Here is a 16,713-nt window from a genome sequence, read left to right on the forward strand (position 1 = left end):
CAGGTTTGTGGAATGACAACATAGTTGTTAACTGAAAAATCCGGTTATGCTGTTCAAAAAGCATACCGGGTTTTTTTTATGCCTAAATCGAAATAGTCACTGTCAGAGACGGTGATTGCTTCCCTGATTAGACAAGGGAGAGATCTTGGAGACGGAACGTATTATCAACTGTGGATAATACGCCACGAAATACCCTTTTCTGAGAGATCTCATCACGTCTAGCTACATAAACGGGACGAGTACAGTATTACGATGAAGTAAGATGTGAGCCATGCCAGGGGTCATCGCGACGCTCATCCGGCATTTCGGCGGTGTCGGCAATGTTAAAATGCGATTTAAACCCATTATGATTTCTTGATTCCCCTACCATTGCATGAGAAGTGGGTACGGCAGCCATAGCGCCGATGGAAATAAAAAGGAAAAAAACGGCGGTGATGGTCTCTGAGATTTTCATCCTGTCTCGGGCTCCCCACTGTTGCGTTGTATCGGATGACAGGAGCATTTTGCCTGTACTAGCGTCATGTTCTGTCAGTGGGTTTTAAAGCTGAGGGGCTCTGTATGTCCGTTTACGTCTAATGTGACAATGTGCTGCCTATTTGTATGATGGGCCATCATGACGATGCTAATAAATTTCGATCTCTCCGCTAATGAGAAGAGACAAATTCTGACGCAAAATGCGCAGGTGGTACCGCAAAGTTCTCCCGCATACGTTTTGTCTCTTCGGCTGGGGGCAACCCGAATAAGCGTTTGAATTCGCGATTAAACTGTGAAGGACTTTCATAACCCACAGATCGGCTTGCTACTGCCGCTGTGACGCCTTGTCGCACCATCATCAGTCGGGCCTGATGCAGACGTGTCGATTTCACGTACTGCATGGGTGATGTGCGAGTTATAGCCTTAAAGTGGCTATGAAAGGTCGGCACACTCATTCCTGCTTCGTCAGCCAGTTGGCTCAGACTAAGGGGAGTTGAGTAGGTGGCATGAATACGGCGTAACGCTTTGCCTATTTTGCCGAATTGCCCGTGCCATGCTGGCAATAATTAATAGTGATGCGCCACCGACACATTTACTATTGGGAAGTGATGCTCTCGGCCTGGTGCGAGATAAACTGAAAGATTATGCAGCCGAAATCGAGGCTTGGGAAGAGTTAACGCGTTCAACTGACGGTAAGTAAATTTTTCCTATAGTTGTTTTGAGTGGTTATCCTATTGATATATAAAAACATATTTATTAATCATTATGATGCATGAAGGCGGAAAAGCACCTGCAATTTGAAAGATGCTGGGTATATAACATCCGTCCGATAGTTCCCAGAAAATAGGGTAACTACCGGACGGTTTTTTTATGGTGTGAACTTATATGGGGTAAGACGTCTGGTGTATAACGGATTTTGGTTCGGTGAGTTTGAGTTTGTCTTTTGGGTTTTAATTGTTTTTGTCAACTTATCGATAATTTATGTAAAATAGATTAAATGATGCGTCAATTCATCTGTTTTTGCATCAGAGGCGCTGTTCCCTATTATGGAACAGTTCAAGGGTTAGTTTATTGATAGGGATTTTATGAAAAAACAGCATTTTTTAGCTGGTTTGGTCTGTGTGTTTGTGTTGGCTGGCTGTGCGCGTACTGCGCCTGTGGTCAATGTAAACAAACCAGTTGCCGGCAGTTACACCAATGATCAAGTCAGAGTTGCCATTCTTCAGGCTGGTCTGCAACGTAAGTGGGTGATGACGCCAGTTTCTCCTGGTGTCATTAATGGTCATATTGACGACCGGGGTCATGTTGCTGATATCCGCATTACCTATACACCAACTCAGTATTCTATCAACTATGTTGGTAGTCAGAATTTGAAAGCCCAGCATGGCATGATCCACAAAACATATAACCGCTGGATAAACAATCTGGATCGTGACATCCAATTAAAACTGGCTTCACAGCAAATTAAATAATTATTCTGGCCGGATAACTATTATTCGGCATTTTTTATTATTAATTAATTGTTTTACAGGGAAAATTTGTGTCTTACGGATATGACAAAGATGATACCCGTGCTCTGGATGCTATTACTGAAGCCCAGCGTATTGCTTTTGCCCCAATGCTATTTCAGGCGGCGATTAATCTGCGTAATTATGGAATTCTGTCTTTCCTGGATGATGCAGGTACTGACGGCGTATTGCTTGATGATATCGTCGCGGCCACCTCTTTAAATCGTTATGCGGTGGAGCTTTTACTGGATGTAGGGCTTAGCGGGCGTATGGTTATTCTGCGGGATGAGCGTTATTACCTTGCAAAAGTTGGACATTACCTTATTCATGATCGTATGACTCGGGTGAATATGGATTTTACCCAGGACGTTTGTTATCAAGGAATGTTTCATCTTGATGAAGCGTTGTCACAAAATAAGCCAGTTGGATTAAATATTTTTGGTGATTGGCCGACAATTTATCCGGCATTAAGCCAACTGCCTCAGAAAGTAAAAGAAAGCTGGTTTGCCTTTGATCATTTCTATTCTGATGCGGCTTTTAAAGCGGCCTTGCTTCACATTTTTATGTACAAGCCGAAACAATTATATGATGTGGGCGGGAACACAGGTAAATGGGCAATGTGCTGCTATGACCATGATCAGGATGTGCATATCAGTATTCTCGATTTACCAGAACAAATAGCCCTTTCTGTAGCAAATATTGCAGATGCAGGTAAATCCGATCGTATTAACGGTATTGCAGTCGATATGCTTTCTGATTGCAAACTGCCGGGCGAAGCTGATATTTGGTGGATGAGCCAGTTTCTCGACTGTTTCAGCGAGGAACAGATCGTGGCAATTTTGCGCAAAATAGCTCTGGCGATGAAAGCGGATGCACGGGTCTGTATTCTGGAAATTTTTTGGGATTGTCAACCGTGGGAAGCGGGTGCGTTCAGCCTTAACGCCTCGTCTCTTTATTTCACGTGTATTGCTAACGGTAATAGTCGTTTCTACGCGGCCAGACGTTTTCTGCCTTTGTTGACCGAAGCAGGATTTGTCGTAGAAAAACAGGTTGATGGTCTTGGCATTGGCCACTCACTGCTTATTTGTAAAAAGCAATGAGTAAAGTCGATAAACATCAGCAGTGTCCATAGGTATTTTTGACGCAATGAATACCGAAAGAAGAACAATAGTATGAGACTCGCTTTTACACTCCTTGATTGGCAGGCTGGTGCTCCGGGGCTTGATGACATTGCTGACTGGCAATACTGGTCTAAACAACCAGGCGCAGTAATAAATGTCGACCAGCCGCTGGCCAAATGCCGCCAACTGCCGATGATGATGGCACGTCGCCTGAGCAGTGGCAGTCGGCTAGCTGTGGATTGTGGATTGGCACTGTTGCGTCGTCAGGTTGTTGATGCCATTGTTTTTACCAGTCGTCATGGTGAACTGGAACGTAACCTGCGAATTTTGCTGGCATTATCACGAAATGAAAACCTGTCACCCACCGATTTTGCCATGTCGGTTCACAATGCGGCGGTGGGAAGCCTGACGATTGCTGCCGCGGCAGCTTTAGTATCTACGTCTCTTGCCGCTGGTATGGATTCTTTCCAACAAGGGATGGTTGAAGTGGCCGCACTCCATTCCGCAGGCTACAACAATATTCTTTTGGTGGATTTCGATGGAGTGATTCCCGAGTTTTACCATCAACACATTCCTGTTCAGATGCCTCGTTATCCTTATGCGGTTGCTTTACTGTTGGGTCCTGGTGAGGAAATACGTTGCAAATCGATGCCAGCGGTAGGGCATGACGAACCAAACTTACCGCAAAGTCTACAGTTTCTGCATGCCGTTCTGGCCCAAAAACCAGGTTTTCTTATTCGTGGCGAACGGCTTAACTGGCTGTGGGAGGGACGTTATGTATGAGTCTTCGTTAATATTACGTCCATCATCGCGCCTGAATCGTTTATGGCGGCTGGCGATGACAGGGTGCTGCTTTGCCATGTTTGGCCTCGGTGGTTTAGTGCTTTCGCTATTTTGGTTCAACCTGTTGCTGTTGGTTCAGCGCGATGCTACTCATCGCCGCCAACTGGCTCGCCGCAGCATATCAGCCAGTTTCCGTCTCTTTTTACGTATTTCGCGTGTACTCGGTGTGCTGGATTATCGCATTGATGGTGTTGAGCACTTACAACGTGACCGCAGGTGCCTGATTGTTGCCAATCATCCGACGTTAATCGACTATGTTCTTCTGGCTTCTGTCATGCCTGATGTGGATTGTCTGGTTAAAGCCGATCTGCAAAAAAACTTTTTTTTCCGTGGCGTAATTCGTGCGGCAGATTATCTGGTCAATAGTCGGTCAGAAACGCTTCTTCCTGATTGCCAGCAAAGACTGGATAGTGGAGATGCCATTATGATTTTCCCCGAAGGTACACGTACACGTTATGGTAAACCTCTTGTGTTGCAACGTGGTGCTGCAAATATTGCAGTACGTTGCGGCTGTGATTTGCGGATTGTTCATATTTGCTGCAGTCAGCAGACATTGGGTAAGCAAAACCGTTGGTACCACATTCCTCCTGATAAACCGTACTTTACGGTCAGTGTTCAGGATCGTATCAGTAGTAAAACCTTTATCGCTCCGGACGACGCGTTGCCGCTTGCGGCACGCCGTCTGAATCGTTTTTTATATCAATCGTTAACACCAGAACATTCATGATTATTCGGAAAACAGGCATGCAGGTATGGAAAATCTAGTTCTTGAAATCAAACAGATGATTATTGAGGCGTTGAATCTTGAAGATGTCAGCGTCAATGAAATTGAAACCGATGTACCGTTGTTTGGCGATGGCCTTGGCCTGGATTCCATTGACGCTCTTGAGCTTGGACTGGCGGTAAAAAATCGCTACGGTGTGGTGCTCTCTGCTGAGAGCGAAGAGATGCGTCAGCATTTTTTCTCTGTAGCGACCTTGGCTGCTTTCATCAACACTCAGCGCGCAGTGAGTGCCTGATAATAAAATAATGAGCTAATGATGGATAAAAACGAAATTTATCAGGAAATTACTGGTCTTTTAATCAAGTTGTTCGATCTGAAAGTTGATGATATTAAGCCAGAATCCCGTCTTTATGAAGACCTCGAACTGGACAGCATCGATGCTGTTGACATGGTGGTTCACCTGCAAAAGCGTATCGGACGGAAAATCTCGGCGGAAACCTTTAAATCGGTACGTACTGTGCAGGATGTCGTCGATGCGGTCGAAAGTTTGATTAATGAAGGTTAATGGCCTGAGCAAATAATGCGAATGCTAGTGAACGGTCTGAGTTGGTTAATGACACTGCTGTGGCCCTTTCTGGTCTGGTTTAGTGTAACGCACCCCAGCCATCGTTGGTTATTGGTGTTACTGGCATTAATGTTTCTTTTGCGTTTTGCCACGTTACGTGGTGATAAGCGTGTTTTTAAGGGAACGGGATTGCTGTTGGCTGTCGCCGGTGCAGCACTTTGCCTCGCCAGTTTGCTGTTACGCGATGGTCAGTGGCTGTTTTGGTATCCGGTGGCGGTGAATGCAGTAATGTTGCTGTTGTTTGGGAGTTCTCTTTATAGTGGAATGCCGCTGGTTGAGCGTTTGGCGCGGCTAAGGGAATCAGAGCTTCCACCGCAGGCAGTAGCCTACACATATCGCGTGACGCAAATTTGGTGCCTGTTTTTTATTTTTAATGGCAGCGTTGCTGTGCTGACTTGTCTTGTTGGCAATGTACATTGGTGGACGTTATGGAATGGCATGGTCAGCTATTTACTGATGGGACTGTTGATGGGAGGCGAATGGCTGATACGCCAGCGCCTGAGAAGACGATAATGAATAGTGTGACGGTTCGGGCGCTTTGTAACTGGCTGGATGATGAAGATAACACGTTGCGAGTAATTGCTTGTAATGGCGCTCGGGAAATTAGGTTGGGTACGTTACGGCGGCAGGTTGCCGCACTTTGTCAGCAGTTGCTTGGCCGTGATGAGTTGCGCTGGGCTCTCTGTTTTGAAGACAGTTATCTGTTTGTCGTTGGGCTATTAGCGGTGTTGCATGCCGGGAAGGTTCCTGTAGTTCCCGGGCATTGTCGTCAATCCGTGTTACAAGAACAGACGGATGAATTCGAGGGAATATTGACGGATTTATCATTAAACCTGGATTGTCCCTTATTCGAAGTGTCTGAGAGTGACGAAGGTATTGATGGTGAGTTACCGACTATTGCTGACGATGCTTATGTCATCCTTTTTACCTCGGGATCTACCGGCAAGCCGCGTCAGATTATTAAACCCGTGCATTGTCTGGATGAGGAATCTCGCTGGTTGGCGACGCTCTGGGGTTCTCGTTTACAGGGGTGCCATATCATTGCTTCTGTTACTCATCAGCACCTGTATGGTTTGACGTTTCGTATCTGGTTACCGATGGCGCTTGGCTTGAGTTTTGACAGCCGACAAACCCTTTATACCGAACAATTGGCGTCCCATTCCCGACAACGTCGTTATGCTTTTATCAGTAGCCCGGCTTTTTTACGTCGTATCGACCGCACACTGCATGTCTCGCGCTGTCAACTTACAGTTTCTGCTGGTGGTGCTTTGCCGTGGTCTTCAGCACAGGCTGTGCTGACGTGGTTAGGTAACCCGGTGGATGAAATCTATGGTAGTACCGAAACCGGCGTAATTGCCAGTCGTTCGCGTTATGACGAACACATTACCTGGCAACCTTTTGCGGGGATTTCGTTTTGTTGCGATGATCAACATAACTGGTGGGCGCGTTCGGCTTTAATTCCTCAGGCTAAAGGTGTGAAACTGGATGATAAGCTGGTTTTTGATGAACAAGGTTGTTTCCAGATTTGCGGGCGGCATGATCGTATCGTCAAAATAGAAGACAAACGTATTTCCCTGAGTGAAATCGAGCGGCGCTTGTTGGCGTTGCCGGAAATTGATGATGCTGTTGCCTTGCAGGTTACCCGTACCGAACGCAGTGCTATCGGTGTGGTATTGGTCTTGAAGTCTCCACTGATGGCGTCTGATTTGCCGCAGTTAAAGCGGAAATGGCGTCATGAATTGCACAAATGGCTGGAACCGGTAGCGATGCCCCGTTTTTGGCGTATTGTCGAAGTGATTCCCCATAACACGCAGAGTAAACGTGCCTGGCCGCAGATACAGGAGTTGTTCCATGCTGCCTGTTGAGCTTTCACGACATTATGATGAACAGTATGCCGAGCTTGTTCTGCTGGTTTCTTCCGATTTGCTCTGGTTTAGCGGCCATTTTCCCACACAGCCACTGTTGCCAGGTGTGGCTCAATTGGACTGGGTATTGCATTACGGTTGTGAACTGCTGGCACCTGGCTGGCAGTTTTCGTCTGTCGAAAATATCAAGTTTCAGCAGCCAATTCTGCCGGGTAAAAGATTGCGTCTGAATCTGACCTGGAGTGCAGACAAGCGATTACTTACCTTTGGTTTCCATATTCTGGATGGTGAAGCAGAACCGGTTGCCAGTAGCGGAAAAATTAAATTATGTCGGTAAACGACGTGTTTTCCCCTTGTGTGGTGATCCCCTGCTACAACCATGGTGCCACAATGCACTGTGTACTAGCCCGTTTAGCACCTTTTGATGTGCCTGTTTTTATTGTTGATGATGGCAGTGATACCTCCACGCAGCAGGAATTGACGCAACTGGCCAGTGAGAACACGCACGTGGTGTTGGTCCGCTTGAAACAAAATAGCGGTAAAGGCGCGGCGGTAATCTATGGTCTTGAGGTGGCAGCCAAATCCGGTTACAGCCATGCCTTACAGGTGGATGCCGATGGGCAGCATCGGATTGAGGATACGCCGCATATGCTGGCGCAAGCACAACGTTATCCAGACTGTCTGATTTCTGGTCGTCCGGTTTATGACGAATCTGTGCCTAAATCACGCCTTTATGGACGTTATATCACCCATGTATGGGTATGGGTTGAAACACTCTCGCTTTCCCTGAAAGACAGTATGTGTGGTTTTCGGGTTTATCCGATCAATGCCACGTTGTCATTGGCTGCTCAGCACACTATTGGGCAACGCATGGATTTCGATACTGAAATCATGGTGCGTCTTTACTGGCAGGGTACGCCAAGTCGTTTTGTCGATACCTGTGTGACCTATCCAGAAAATGGCCTGTCTCATTTTGATGCTTTGTACGATAACCTCCGCATCTCCTGGATGCATACCCGGCTGTTTTTCGGCATGCTGCCGCGAATACCCTCTTTACTGAAGCGGCGCCATCGGCGGCATTGGGCCGGAGTGAGTGAACGTAAAGGGTTGCTCGGTATGCGTTTTATGCTGGCGGTCTATCAATGGTTGGGACGCGGTGTATTTACGCTGTTTCTGTGGCCGGTCATTGCATTTTACTGGCTTACTGGTAGAGAGCAGCGCAGAGCATCTCGGGCGTGGCTCAGACAGATTGCTCAGTACGCGCAGCAACATAAGATCATATTGCCGCGCCCGTTGAACAGCTACCATCATTTTCTGCGTTTTGGCAATGCCATGCTGGATAAAATTGCCAGTTGGCGTGGAGACTTGCATTGGGGAAAGGATATTGATTTTGCGCCCGGTGCTTTTGATGTGATTAATGAGGGACGAGCTCGGGGACAACTGATTCTCGCTTCTCATCTCGGTGATATTGAAGTGTGTCGTGCACTGGCTCAGCAAGTCAGTGGTCTGGTGATTAACGCGCTGGTGTTTACCGACAATGCCCAGCGTTTTAAACAGGTGCTGGAAAGCATCACACCCCAGGCCGGTGTGAATTTGATTCCTGTCGGCGATATCGGCCCGGACACCGCCATAATGCTGCAACAAAAGCTAGAAGCCGGTGAGTGGGTAGCGATTGTGGGTGACCGAACAGCGGTCAATCGCCAGAGAGGCGGTGTTCGTCGTGTTGTTTGGAGTTCATTTCTGGGACGCGATGCCCCTTTTCCGCAAGGGCCGTTCATCCTGGCGGCAGCGTTGCGCTGCCCGGTATTGCTGATGTTTGTCATCCGTGAGCAGCAGAAACTACGTGTTTACTGTGAGCCGTTTGCCAATCCGATCGTTTTACCACGGGCCAGTCGACAGGAGGCATTGCAACAGGTGGTTGATCGCTATGCCGAACGACTGGCACACCACGCCCTGAAGTCGCCCCTGGACTGGTTTAATTTTTTTGATTTCTGGAGCTTGTCGGATGAAAAACAGGCTACCGGGAAAAAGGAGTAGGAGTCACTGTGTTAAATGACCCTCGTTTAAGCCATGACATTGAGCTGACGGTCTCTTTCCATGATTGCGACCCGATGGGTGTAGTCTGGCACGGTAATTATTTCCGTTTTTTTGAAGTGGCCCGTGAAGCATTGCTCAGCAAATTTAATTACGGTTACCGCGAAATGAAAGCATCGGGTTACGTCTGGCCGGTGGTGGATACGCGTGTCAAATATCGTGCCCCGATCACCTATGAGCAACGTATCCGGGTAAGTGCCACTATTGAAGAAGTTGAAAACCGTTTACGTATTAGTTATCAGGTTTTTGATGCGGAGAGCGGAGAGCGGACGACTACCGGTTACACCATCCAGGTGGCGGTAGAGGAGGGAAGCAAAGTGCTGAGTTTTGTTTCCCCTCAGATATTGTTTGAACGCCTGGGAGTGGTGACGCCATGATGAAAATAGTGTTTGCGATGCTGGCATTCTTCTGTTGTACCGCATCGGCGGTAACACTGGATGATTTACAGCAGCGTTTCAGCAGCGAGCCAGTGGTACGAGCTGATTTTACCCAATTACGCGAAATCAAAGGGATAGCAAAACCGCTTAAATCCAGCGGCCAATTATTGATCGCTCAGGCTAAAGGGCTGTGGTGGCATCAGACAATGCCTTTTCCATTGACGATGGTGCTGGATGATAAACGCATGGTACAGGTGATGAATGGACAGTCACCGCAGATTGTGACGGCTGAAAGCAATCCGCAAATGTTTCAGTTCAATCATCTGTTGCGCGCGCTGTTTCAGGCTGATCGCCGTGTGTTAGAGCAAAACTTTGCCATCAATTTTAAAGATCTGGGGAACCAGCAATGGCGGTTGGTGCTGACGCCGGAAACCTCACCGTTAGATAAGCTATTCAACACCATCACGTTGAATGGGCGTGATTATCTTGATGGTATCGAATTGAGTGATCGTCAGGGTGATCTGACCAAAATCACTTTGAGCAATCAGCGACTTACCCCACGGACATTAAGTGATGGCGAGCAACAACGCTTCGTTTTCTAAATGGCATCGTCGAGCGGCATATGTCTGGGGTATTTGCAGTATTGCGCTGATTATTGCCCTGGTGCTGGTGCTGCCGCGGGCACAGATCAATAGCAGCGTGCTGGCGTTGCTGCCAAAGCAATCGATGGGCGCGATTCCGCCAGCGTTACAACAAGGTTTTATGCAACGCCTTGACCGGCAGATGGTCTGGTTGGTGACCGCAGGTGAGCAAGCGGATCCTGCCGTAGCCAACTGGTGGTTTAGGCAGTTGCAAACACTCCCTGATTTGCAAAATGTGAAAGGTCCAGTTGACGCAGCATATCAGCGGCAATGGGGGAAATTTGTTTTTGAACACCGTAATGGCCTGGTGGATAGCGTTACACGTGCGCGTCTTGAGAAAGGTGGATCCGCTCAGGCGGACTGGGTTCTGGCGCAACTTTACTCTGCCTTTTCAGGCGTTAGTGGCCAGGAATTGCGTCATGATCCGCTGATGCTGGTACGTGGTTCTCAACTGGCGCTGCAACAAAACGCCAGTCGGTTGGGTTTAGCGCAAGGGTGGCTTACCGTCAAAGATTCTCAGGGCCGAAGTTGGTATTTCCTGCACGGTGAATTGAGCGGTAATTCCTTTGATATGGTGCACAATCAGCAATTGGTTGAGAAACTGGATGCACTGCAACATGCCCTGAAAAAACAATATCCCCATGCACAGGTACTGACACGAGGTACGGTGTTGTTCAGTAATTATGCCAGTCAGCAGGCAAAACACGATGTGTCTACCTTGGGCGTGGCCACCGTGGTCGGGGTGTTGTTACTGATATTTTCCGTATTTCGCTCGCCCAGACCTTTACTGCTGTGTGCCCTTTCCATTGGTATGGGGGCGTTGGCGGGGACGGTATTTACACTGTTGCTGTTTGGTGAGCTGCACCTGATGACGCTGGTCATGAGCATCAGTATTGTCGGAATTTCAGCGGATTATACGCTTTACTACCTGACAGAGCGTTTGGTTCATGGCGGCACGGTTTCTGCCCTTGATAGCCTGAAGAAAGTGCTCCCGGCCTTGCTGCTTGCTCTTGGAACATCAGTTATGGCTTACCTGATTATGGTACTGGCGCCCTTTCCTGGTTTGCAACAGTTGGCGGTATTTGCTGCCGCGGGGTTGACGTCATCCTGCATGACGGTGGTTTGCTGGTACCCTTTTCTGGTTCGGGGATTGCCGGTACGTCATGTCCCTGCCATGGTGCTGATGGGGCGCTGGTTGGTCGCCTGGCGGCGCAACCAATGGGTGCGCTGGGGTCTGCCATTGGCATTACTGATCATCTCGGTGGCTGGTCTGCTGCGCCTGAACGTTAATGACGATATTTCACAACTTCAGGCATTGCCAGGGACATTAATACAACAAGAACGCCAGTTAACCGCATTAACCGGGCAGAGTGCCGATCAAACCTGGTTTGTCGTCTATGGCAATAGCGCGGAGCAGACGTTGCAACGACTGGAGCAGCTCGCCCCCAAATTGCATGAAGCACAGCAGAAACAATGGCTAACAACCTATCGTTTGTTACCCCTCTCTTCTCTGAAGCAACAGCAGCATGACCTACAACTCATCACCTCTGCTTTCCCTGCGGTAATGGCGCGTCTTAGAGACGTGGGCGTTGCAGCAGAAAATCCCAATGTGCAGCCGATGCCGGTTACGCCAGCCGTTTGGCTTAACAGCCCGATCAGTGAGGGATGGCGGTTGTTGTGGCTCACGTTGCCTGGAGGGGAAAGTGGTGTGCTGGTGCCAGTAAGCGGTGTCAGTCAGAGCGTGAAATTAGCGCAATTGGCAAAAACCGTGTCTGGCGTGGCGTGGATTGATCGTAAAAGTACGTTCGATAACCTGTTTGGTTTTTACCGCGTAATACTCGGCTGGCTATTGGGTGCTGCCTTGACGGCGATTGCTCTGAGTTACGTGGCGCGTCTGGGGTTCCGTCGAGGGCTGATCAGTGTGGTGCCTTCGGTGTTGTCGCTGGGCTGTGGGTTAGCGGTGCTCTCCTTAAGTGGGCACGCACTGAACCTGTTTTCTTTGCTGGCATTGGTGCTGGTGTTGGGGATCGGTATCAACTACACGCTGTTTTTCAGTAACCCACGCGGTACGCCAATGACTTCCCTGCTGGCGGTAACGTTGGCGATGTGTACCACTTTATTAACATTGGGGATGCTGATTTTTAGCAGCACACCGGCTATCAGCAGTTTTGGCATTGTGCTTTGCAGTGGTATTTTTACGGCTTTTTTACTGGCGCCTCTGGCTTTGCCTGACCCAAAAGGGAAACGAAAATGAAATTATTACTATGGCGCTGGACGTTAATACCCTGTGCGCTGTTATTGAGCGCCTGCGCGAGTATGCCTGACAATAATCGCCCTCAGGCATGGCTTAAGCCTGGCGTGAGAGTCACGCTTCCTGCCCCGGGTATTTCCCCGGCAGTCAACGAGCAGCAGCTTTTGACAGGAACATTTAAGGGGAAACAGCAGTCGCTGTTGGTGTTGCTGAGCGCGAATGATAAGCGGCTTTCTTTGGCTGGGCTCTCTTCGCTGGGTATTCGTTTGTTTCTGGTTACCTATGATGCGAAGGGCATTCATACGGAACAATCCATCATGTTGCCGGATATGCCACCGGCTAGTCAGGTACTGGCAGATATCATGCTGAGTCACTGGCCGATTGTGGTTTGGCAAAAACAGCTTCCTGTGGGATGGACATTGCAGGATAACGGCGACAAACGGCAGTTGCGTGATAATCATGGTAGTCTGATTACGGAAATTCGTTATATGACACGTAACCATCAGCGTGAACCGATCAGCGTGCAGCAGTTTGCGTTTGGTTATCATATCGTTATTCAATATCTGGACGGCTAACATGATTTATATTAATGCCGTTGGTGCGATCAATGCTTTAGGCAATGATATTGACGAGATAGCTAGGAACCTCGAGCGTGGTACGGCACCGGGTATGCGTTCTGATAGTCGGTGGCTGTTGCAGGATAAAATATGCTGGACGGGAAACGTTGACGCTCTATTGCCCGAGATACCCACCAGTCTGGCGGTGCATAATAGCCGCAATAACCAACTCTTGCTGGCGGCGCTGGCACAAATCCGGTCCCGGGTGGATGAGGCGATAACCCGATTTGGCACTGATCGTGTTGCGGTGATACAGGGCACCAGTACTTCAGGACTGGACGAAGCCGACCGCTATGTCAGCAGCCATCTGCCAACTTATCATTATGCGCAGCAGGAACTTGGCGATCCTTCGCGATTTCTGGCTGATTATCTGTGTTTAAATGGGCCTGCTTACACCATTTCGACCGCTTGCTCTTCAAGTGTACGCGCATTGATCAGTGGACAGCGATTGATTGAAGCCGGATTGGTGGATGTTGCAATTGTTGGTGGCGCGGATACGTTGAGTCGTATGCCGTTGAATGGTTTCGACAGTCTGGAGTCGTTGTCTGCCAACCGTTGCGAGCCGTTCAGCCAGCAGCGTGATGGTATCTCTATTGGGGAAGGTGCCGCGCTGATGCTGATTAGCCGTGAGCCTGATGACGTATCGTTGTTGGGTGTCGGTGAGTCTTCAGATGCGCACCATATGTCGGCACCACACCCCGAAGGTGCTGGCGCTATTCGTGCCATCACGATGGCTTTACAGAGCGCCAATCTCCAGCCAACCGATATTGGCTACATTAACCTGCATGGTACGGCAACCCGACTGAATGATAGGATTGAAGCTAATGTTATCCATGCCATCTTTGGCGACGCCATTCCTTGCAGTTCGACCAAACATCTTACCGGGCATACGCTGGGTGCGGCCGGTATCTGTGAAGCGGTCATTTGCTGGTTGTTATTGACGCGGAATATCCCATTACCGCCTCAGGATTTTTCGCATAGTAAACAAGATGATACTCTTCCTCTGTTCGGTTTGCTTACTACCCCCGCCCGGCTTGGTCGACAGGTAATAATGTCTAATTCATTTGCTTTTGGTGGTAATAATGCCTGCCTGATTTTGGGGAAAGTTGATGGCTGAATATTCTCACGCGGAGCACTACTTACCTCACAAAGCGCCAATGGTGTTGGTGGACGAAGTCGTATGGGTTGATCATGAGAAGGCCCATTGTCGGGTGAGCGTCAACGATGAAAGTGTGCTGGCGCCGTTTCTGGATATCGAGGGGAATCTGCCTGCCTGGTTTGGTATTGAAATTATCGCGCAAACCATAGGTGTCTGGTCCGGATGGCATAGCCGTCAGCGTTCTAATGAAAAACCGCATCCCGGTATGCTGTTGGGCGGACGGGGTTATCATTGCCAACAGGCTTTTTTCCCTGCCGGATCGCAGCTTGACGTGCGTGTAGCACTATTGATGCGTGATGAAAAAATCGGCAGTTTCGACGGTGAAATTACTATTAATGGCGAAAAATACGCCACCGGCAGGCTAACTACCTATCAGCCTGACAAGAATGAGTTACAACAACTTTTAGAACAGGGAAAAGAGTCATGACGCGTTCCGTGTTAGTAACGGGTGCCAGTAAAGGAATTGGACGGGCTATCGCATTACGCCTTGCCGCGGATGGCTTTACTGTTGTGGTGCATTATCACTGTGATAGAGACGGCGCTGATGACACATTGCGTCAGATTCTGGATGCGGGGGGGAATGGACGTGTTGCGGGATTTGATATTGCCGATCGTGACATGTGCCGCGAATGCATTGAACAGGATATTGCATCACATGGGGCTTATTATGGCGTTGTCAGTAACGCCGGTATTACTCGTGATGGGGCTTTTCCCGCTCTGGATGGTGAAGCCTGGGACAGTGTGATTCACACTAACCTTGATAGTTTTTATAACGTTATTCATCCGTGTGTGATGCCGATGATCGGCCTGCGAAAGGGGGGACGGATTATTACGTTATCTTCTGTTTCCGGCATGATGGGTAACCGGGGACAAGTCAATTACAGCGCAGCGAAAGCGGGCATTATTGGTGCCACCAAAGCATTGGCTATCGAACTGGCGAAGCGCAAAATCACGGTTAACTGTATTGCTCCCGGGTTAATTGACACCGGCATGATCCAAATGGAACCGGTAGCGGTTGATGAAGCGATGAGGATAATCCCCATGAAGCGGATGGGGCAGGCAGACGAAGTGGCCGGCCTGGCGGGGTATTTAATGTCGGATATTGCCGGGTACGTTACGCGTCAGGTCATTTCGATTAATGGGGGTATGCTGTGATACGTCGTGTGGTAGTGACAGGGATGGGCGGTGTTACGGCGTTTGGTGAATCCTGGGAAAGTGTGGGCAATGGCTTGCGTGCTGGCCGTAATGCGGTGCGTAAGATGCCGGAGTGGAAGATCTATGATGGTCTGAATACCCTGCTGGGAGCCCCTATTGATGATTTCCGACTGCCAGAGCATTACACCCGTAAGCGTATCCGCTCCATGGGACGGGTCTCGCTGATGGCGACGCGTGCTACCGAGCTGGCGCTGACGCAGGCCGGATTACTGGATAACCCGGTACTGACCAACGGTGAAACCGGCATTGCCTATGGTTCCTCAACCGGGAGTACAGGTCCGGTCAGTGAGTTCGCCACCATGCTGACGGAGAAGCATACCAACAACATTACCGGCACCACTTATGTACAGATGATGCCGCATACTACAGCGGTTAATGCCGGGTTGTTCTTTGGGCTGAGAGGTCGTGTTATTCCGACGTCTAGTGCTTGTACTTCCGGTAGTCAGGCCATCGGCTACGCCTGGGAGGCGATCCGGCATGGCTATCAAACCGTCATGGTGGCGGGTGGTGCGGAAGAATTGTGCCCTTCCGAGGCGGCGGTGTTTGATACGCTGTTTGCCACCAGTCAACGTAATGACGCACCGGAAACCACACCTTCGCCATTTGATGCCGAACGCGACGGTCTGGTGATCGGTGAAGGTGCCGGAACGTTAATACTGGAAGAACTTGAGCATGCTCTGGCTCGTGGGACGACTATTTATGCCGAACTCGTTGGTTTCTATACTAATTGTGACGCTGCACATATTACTCAGCCACAGCGTGAAACCATGCAGATCTGTATTGAAGGCGCACTGCGTAGCGCTGGCTTGAATACGTCCGATATTGGTTATATCAATGCGCACGGTACGGCGACAGATCGTGGTGACGTGGCGGAAAGTCTGGCTACGGCGGCCATTTTTGGTAAATCCACGCCTATCTCTTCTCTGAAAAGTTATTTTGGACACACACTGGGTGCTTGTGGCGCGCTGGAATCCTGGATGAGCATTGAAATGATGCGCGAAGGCTGGTTTGCACCGACACTGAATCTGGTCCAGCCAGCGGATGACTGTGGTGAGCTGGATTACATCATGGGTGAACTGCGTTATATCGATACCGACTATGTACAATCCAATAACTTTGCTTTTGGCGGCATCAATACCTCATTGATTTTTCATCGCTGGAAATAACGTTTTATGAGGGCTGGATAAAAACGGCTCTCC

Annotated in this window: 19 protein-coding genes and 2 pseudogenes; 19 read left to right on the forward strand and 2 right to left on the reverse strand. The window is 49.1% G+C overall.

Translation table 11 applies throughout. The features are described 5' to 3' along the window. Positions 1 to 247: 247 nt before the first annotated feature. On the reverse strand, positions 248 to 454 hold the full coding sequence (locus CWC46_RS02575) for a hypothetical protein (protein ID WP_021013759.1): 207 nt from the start codon (positions 452 to 454) through the stop codon (positions 248 to 250). Between the two features lie 190 nt (positions 455 to 644). After that, positions 645 to 1,031: pseudogene (locus CWC46_RS02580) on the reverse strand (helix-turn-helix transcriptional regulator); the annotation flags it as partial. On the opposite strand from CWC46_RS02580, the pseudogene CWC46_RS02585 reads away from it, so the two are divergent. The 19 genes and pseudogenes from CWC46_RS02585 to CWC46_RS02675 form a co-directional block, all read left to right on the forward strand. Continuing rightward, positions 1,013 to 1,174, forward strand: a pseudogene (locus tag CWC46_RS02585) (short-chain dehydrogenase/reductase); the annotation flags it as partial. The pseudogenes CWC46_RS02580 and CWC46_RS02585 sit on opposite strands and share 19 nt — an antisense overlap. Before the next feature lie 385 nt (positions 1,175 to 1,559). After that, on the forward strand, positions 1,560 to 1,946 hold the full coding sequence (locus tag CWC46_RS02590; protein WP_021013758.1) for a hypothetical protein: 387 nt from the start codon (positions 1,560 to 1,562) through the stop codon (positions 1,944 to 1,946). Positions 1,947 to 2,014: 68 nt separating this feature from the next. After that, positions 2,015 to 3,082 carry a methyltransferase gene (locus CWC46_RS02595; protein WP_021013757.1) on the forward strand — a complete coding sequence of 356 codons (1,068 nt, stop codon included), beginning with the start codon at positions 2,015 to 2,017 and terminating at the stop codon, positions 3,080 to 3,082. A 72-nt stretch (positions 3,083 to 3,154) separates the two neighbouring features. Continuing rightward, positions 3,155 to 3,886: a beta-ketoacyl synthase chain length factor gene (locus CWC46_RS02600; RefSeq protein WP_021013756.1), complete on the forward strand. Its 732-nt coding sequence runs from the start codon at positions 3,155 to 3,157 to the stop codon at positions 3,884 to 3,886. After that, positions 3,879 to 4,673 carry a lysophospholipid acyltransferase family protein gene (locus tag CWC46_RS02605; RefSeq protein WP_021013755.1) on the forward strand — a complete coding sequence of 265 codons (795 nt, stop codon included), beginning with the start codon at positions 3,879 to 3,881 and terminating at the stop codon, positions 4,671 to 4,673. The genes CWC46_RS02600 and CWC46_RS02605 overlap by 8 nt, the downstream gene beginning before the upstream one ends. Before the next feature lie 25 nt (positions 4,674 to 4,698). Then, entirely contained in the window at positions 4,699 to 4,965 is a 267-nt protein-coding gene (locus CWC46_RS02610; protein ID WP_021013754.1) for a phosphopantetheine-binding protein, read from the forward strand. A gap of 18 nt (positions 4,966 to 4,983) precedes the next feature. Further along, the gene (locus CWC46_RS02615) at positions 4,984 to 5,235 is read left to right on the forward strand and encodes an acyl carrier protein (RefSeq protein ID WP_071790838.1); all 252 of its coding nucleotides are present in this window, start codon (positions 4,984 to 4,986) and stop codon (positions 5,233 to 5,235) included. A gap of 15 nt (positions 5,236 to 5,250) precedes the next feature. After that, positions 5,251 to 5,808, forward strand: a complete 558-nt coding sequence (locus tag CWC46_RS02620) for a COG4648 family protein (protein ID WP_021013752.1) — start codon at positions 5,251 to 5,253, stop codon at positions 5,806 to 5,808. Continuing rightward, complete coding sequence (locus CWC46_RS02625; RefSeq protein ID WP_021013751.1) at positions 5,808 to 7,160, forward strand: AMP-binding protein; 1,353 nt, start codon at positions 5,808 to 5,810, stop codon at positions 7,158 to 7,160. The genes CWC46_RS02620 and CWC46_RS02625 overlap by 1 nt, the downstream gene beginning before the upstream one ends. Beyond that, on the forward strand, positions 7,147 to 7,497 hold the full coding sequence (locus CWC46_RS02630) for a 3-hydroxyacyl-ACP dehydratase FabZ family protein (RefSeq protein ID WP_021013750.1): 351 nt from the start codon (positions 7,147 to 7,149) through the stop codon (positions 7,495 to 7,497). Before CWC46_RS02625 ends, CWC46_RS02630 begins: the two co-directional genes overlap by 14 nt. Continuing rightward, a complete protein-coding gene (locus CWC46_RS02635; RefSeq protein ID WP_021013749.1) occupies positions 7,488 to 9,197 on the forward strand; it encodes a glycosyltransferase family 2 protein in 1,710 nt (569 codons plus the stop codon). Before CWC46_RS02630 ends, CWC46_RS02635 begins: the two co-directional genes overlap by 10 nt. A gap of 8 nt (positions 9,198 to 9,205) precedes the next feature. After that, a complete protein-coding gene (locus CWC46_RS02640; protein WP_021013748.1) occupies positions 9,206 to 9,631 on the forward strand; it encodes an acyl-CoA thioesterase in 426 nt (141 codons plus the stop codon). Further along, complete coding sequence (locus CWC46_RS02645; RefSeq protein ID WP_021013747.1) at positions 9,628 to 10,233, forward strand: LolA family protein; 606 nt, start codon at positions 9,628 to 9,630, stop codon at positions 10,231 to 10,233. The genes CWC46_RS02640 and CWC46_RS02645 overlap by 4 nt, the downstream gene beginning before the upstream one ends. Then, positions 10,205 to 12,526: an MMPL family transporter gene (locus tag CWC46_RS02650; protein ID WP_021013746.1), complete on the forward strand. Its 2,322-nt coding sequence runs from the start codon at positions 10,205 to 10,207 to the stop codon at positions 12,524 to 12,526. The genes CWC46_RS02645 and CWC46_RS02650 overlap by 29 nt, the downstream gene beginning before the upstream one ends. Next, positions 12,523 to 13,098, forward strand: a complete 576-nt coding sequence (locus CWC46_RS02655) for a DUF3261 domain-containing protein (RefSeq protein WP_021013745.1) — start codon at positions 12,523 to 12,525, stop codon at positions 13,096 to 13,098. Before CWC46_RS02650 ends, CWC46_RS02655 begins: the two co-directional genes overlap by 4 nt. Position 13,099: 1 nt before the next feature. Continuing rightward, complete coding sequence (locus CWC46_RS02660; RefSeq protein WP_021013744.1) at positions 13,100 to 14,257, forward strand: beta-ketoacyl-[acyl-carrier-protein] synthase family protein; 1,158 nt, start codon at positions 13,100 to 13,102, stop codon at positions 14,255 to 14,257. Further along, the gene (locus CWC46_RS02665; RefSeq protein ID WP_021013743.1) at positions 14,250 to 14,726 is read left to right on the forward strand and encodes a hotdog family protein; all 477 of its coding nucleotides are present in this window, start codon (positions 14,250 to 14,252) and stop codon (positions 14,724 to 14,726) included. Before CWC46_RS02660 ends, CWC46_RS02665 begins: the two co-directional genes overlap by 8 nt. Then, the gene (locus CWC46_RS02670) at positions 14,723 to 15,454 is read left to right on the forward strand and encodes a 3-ketoacyl-ACP reductase FabG2 (RefSeq protein WP_021013742.1); all 732 of its coding nucleotides are present in this window, start codon (positions 14,723 to 14,725) and stop codon (positions 15,452 to 15,454) included. Before CWC46_RS02665 ends, CWC46_RS02670 begins: the two co-directional genes overlap by 4 nt. Then, positions 15,451 to 16,680: a beta-ketoacyl-ACP synthase gene (locus tag CWC46_RS02675; protein WP_021013741.1), complete on the forward strand. Its 1,230-nt coding sequence runs from the start codon at positions 15,451 to 15,453 to the stop codon at positions 16,678 to 16,680. The genes CWC46_RS02670 and CWC46_RS02675 overlap by 4 nt, the downstream gene beginning before the upstream one ends. The last annotated feature ends 33 nt before the right edge of the window (positions 16,681 to 16,713 follow it).

The sequence above is a fragment of the Prodigiosinella confusarubida genome (assembly GCF_002847015.1).
Taxonomy (GTDB): domain Bacteria; phylum Pseudomonadota; class Gammaproteobacteria; order Enterobacterales; family Enterobacteriaceae; genus Prodigiosinella; species Prodigiosinella aquatilis.

Bases quoted from the DNA above. Each gene is read 5' to 3' on its own strand.
- CWC46_RS02575 (WP_021013759.1), bottom strand. From the start codon at position 454: ATGAAAATCTCAGAGACCATCACCGCCGTTTTTTTCCTTTTTATTTCC.
- CWC46_RS02590 (WP_021013758.1), top strand. From the start codon at position 1,560: ATGAAAAAACAGCATTTTTTAGCTGGTTTGGTCTGTGTGTTTGTGTTG.
- CWC46_RS02600 (WP_021013756.1), top strand. From the start codon at position 3,155: ATGAGACTCGCTTTTACACTCCTTGATTGGCAGGCTGGTGCTCCGGGG.
- CWC46_RS02605 (WP_021013755.1), top strand. From the start codon at position 3,879: ATGTATGAGTCTTCGTTAATATTACGTCCATCATCGCGCCTGAATCGT.
- CWC46_RS02610 (WP_021013754.1), top strand. From the start codon at position 4,699: ATGGAAAATCTAGTTCTTGAAATCAAACAGATGATTATTGAGGCGTTG.
- CWC46_RS02615 (WP_071790838.1), top strand. From the start codon at position 4,984: ATGATGGATAAAAACGAAATTTATCAGGAAATTACTGGTCTTTTAATC.
- CWC46_RS02620 (WP_021013752.1), top strand. From the start codon at position 5,251: ATGCGAATGCTAGTGAACGGTCTGAGTTGGTTAATGACACTGCTGTGG.
- CWC46_RS02625 (WP_021013751.1), top strand. From the start codon at position 5,808: ATGAATAGTGTGACGGTTCGGGCGCTTTGTAACTGGCTGGATGATGAA.
- CWC46_RS02630 (WP_021013750.1), top strand. From the start codon at position 7,147: ATGCTGCCTGTTGAGCTTTCACGACATTATGATGAACAGTATGCCGAG.
- CWC46_RS02635 (WP_021013749.1), top strand. From the start codon at position 7,488: ATGTCGGTAAACGACGTGTTTTCCCCTTGTGTGGTGATCCCCTGCTAC.
- CWC46_RS02645 (WP_021013747.1), top strand. From the start codon at position 9,628: ATGATGAAAATAGTGTTTGCGATGCTGGCATTCTTCTGTTGTACCGCA.
- CWC46_RS02650 (WP_021013746.1), top strand. From the start codon at position 10,205: ATGGCGAGCAACAACGCTTCGTTTTCTAAATGGCATCGTCGAGCGGCA.
- CWC46_RS02655 (WP_021013745.1), top strand. From the start codon at position 12,523: ATGAAATTATTACTATGGCGCTGGACGTTAATACCCTGTGCGCTGTTA.
- CWC46_RS02660 (WP_021013744.1), top strand. From the start codon at position 13,100: ATGATTTATATTAATGCCGTTGGTGCGATCAATGCTTTAGGCAATGAT.
- CWC46_RS02665 (WP_021013743.1), top strand. From the start codon at position 14,250: ATGGCTGAATATTCTCACGCGGAGCACTACTTACCTCACAAAGCGCCA.
- CWC46_RS02670 (WP_021013742.1), top strand. From the start codon at position 14,723: ATGACGCGTTCCGTGTTAGTAACGGGTGCCAGTAAAGGAATTGGACGG.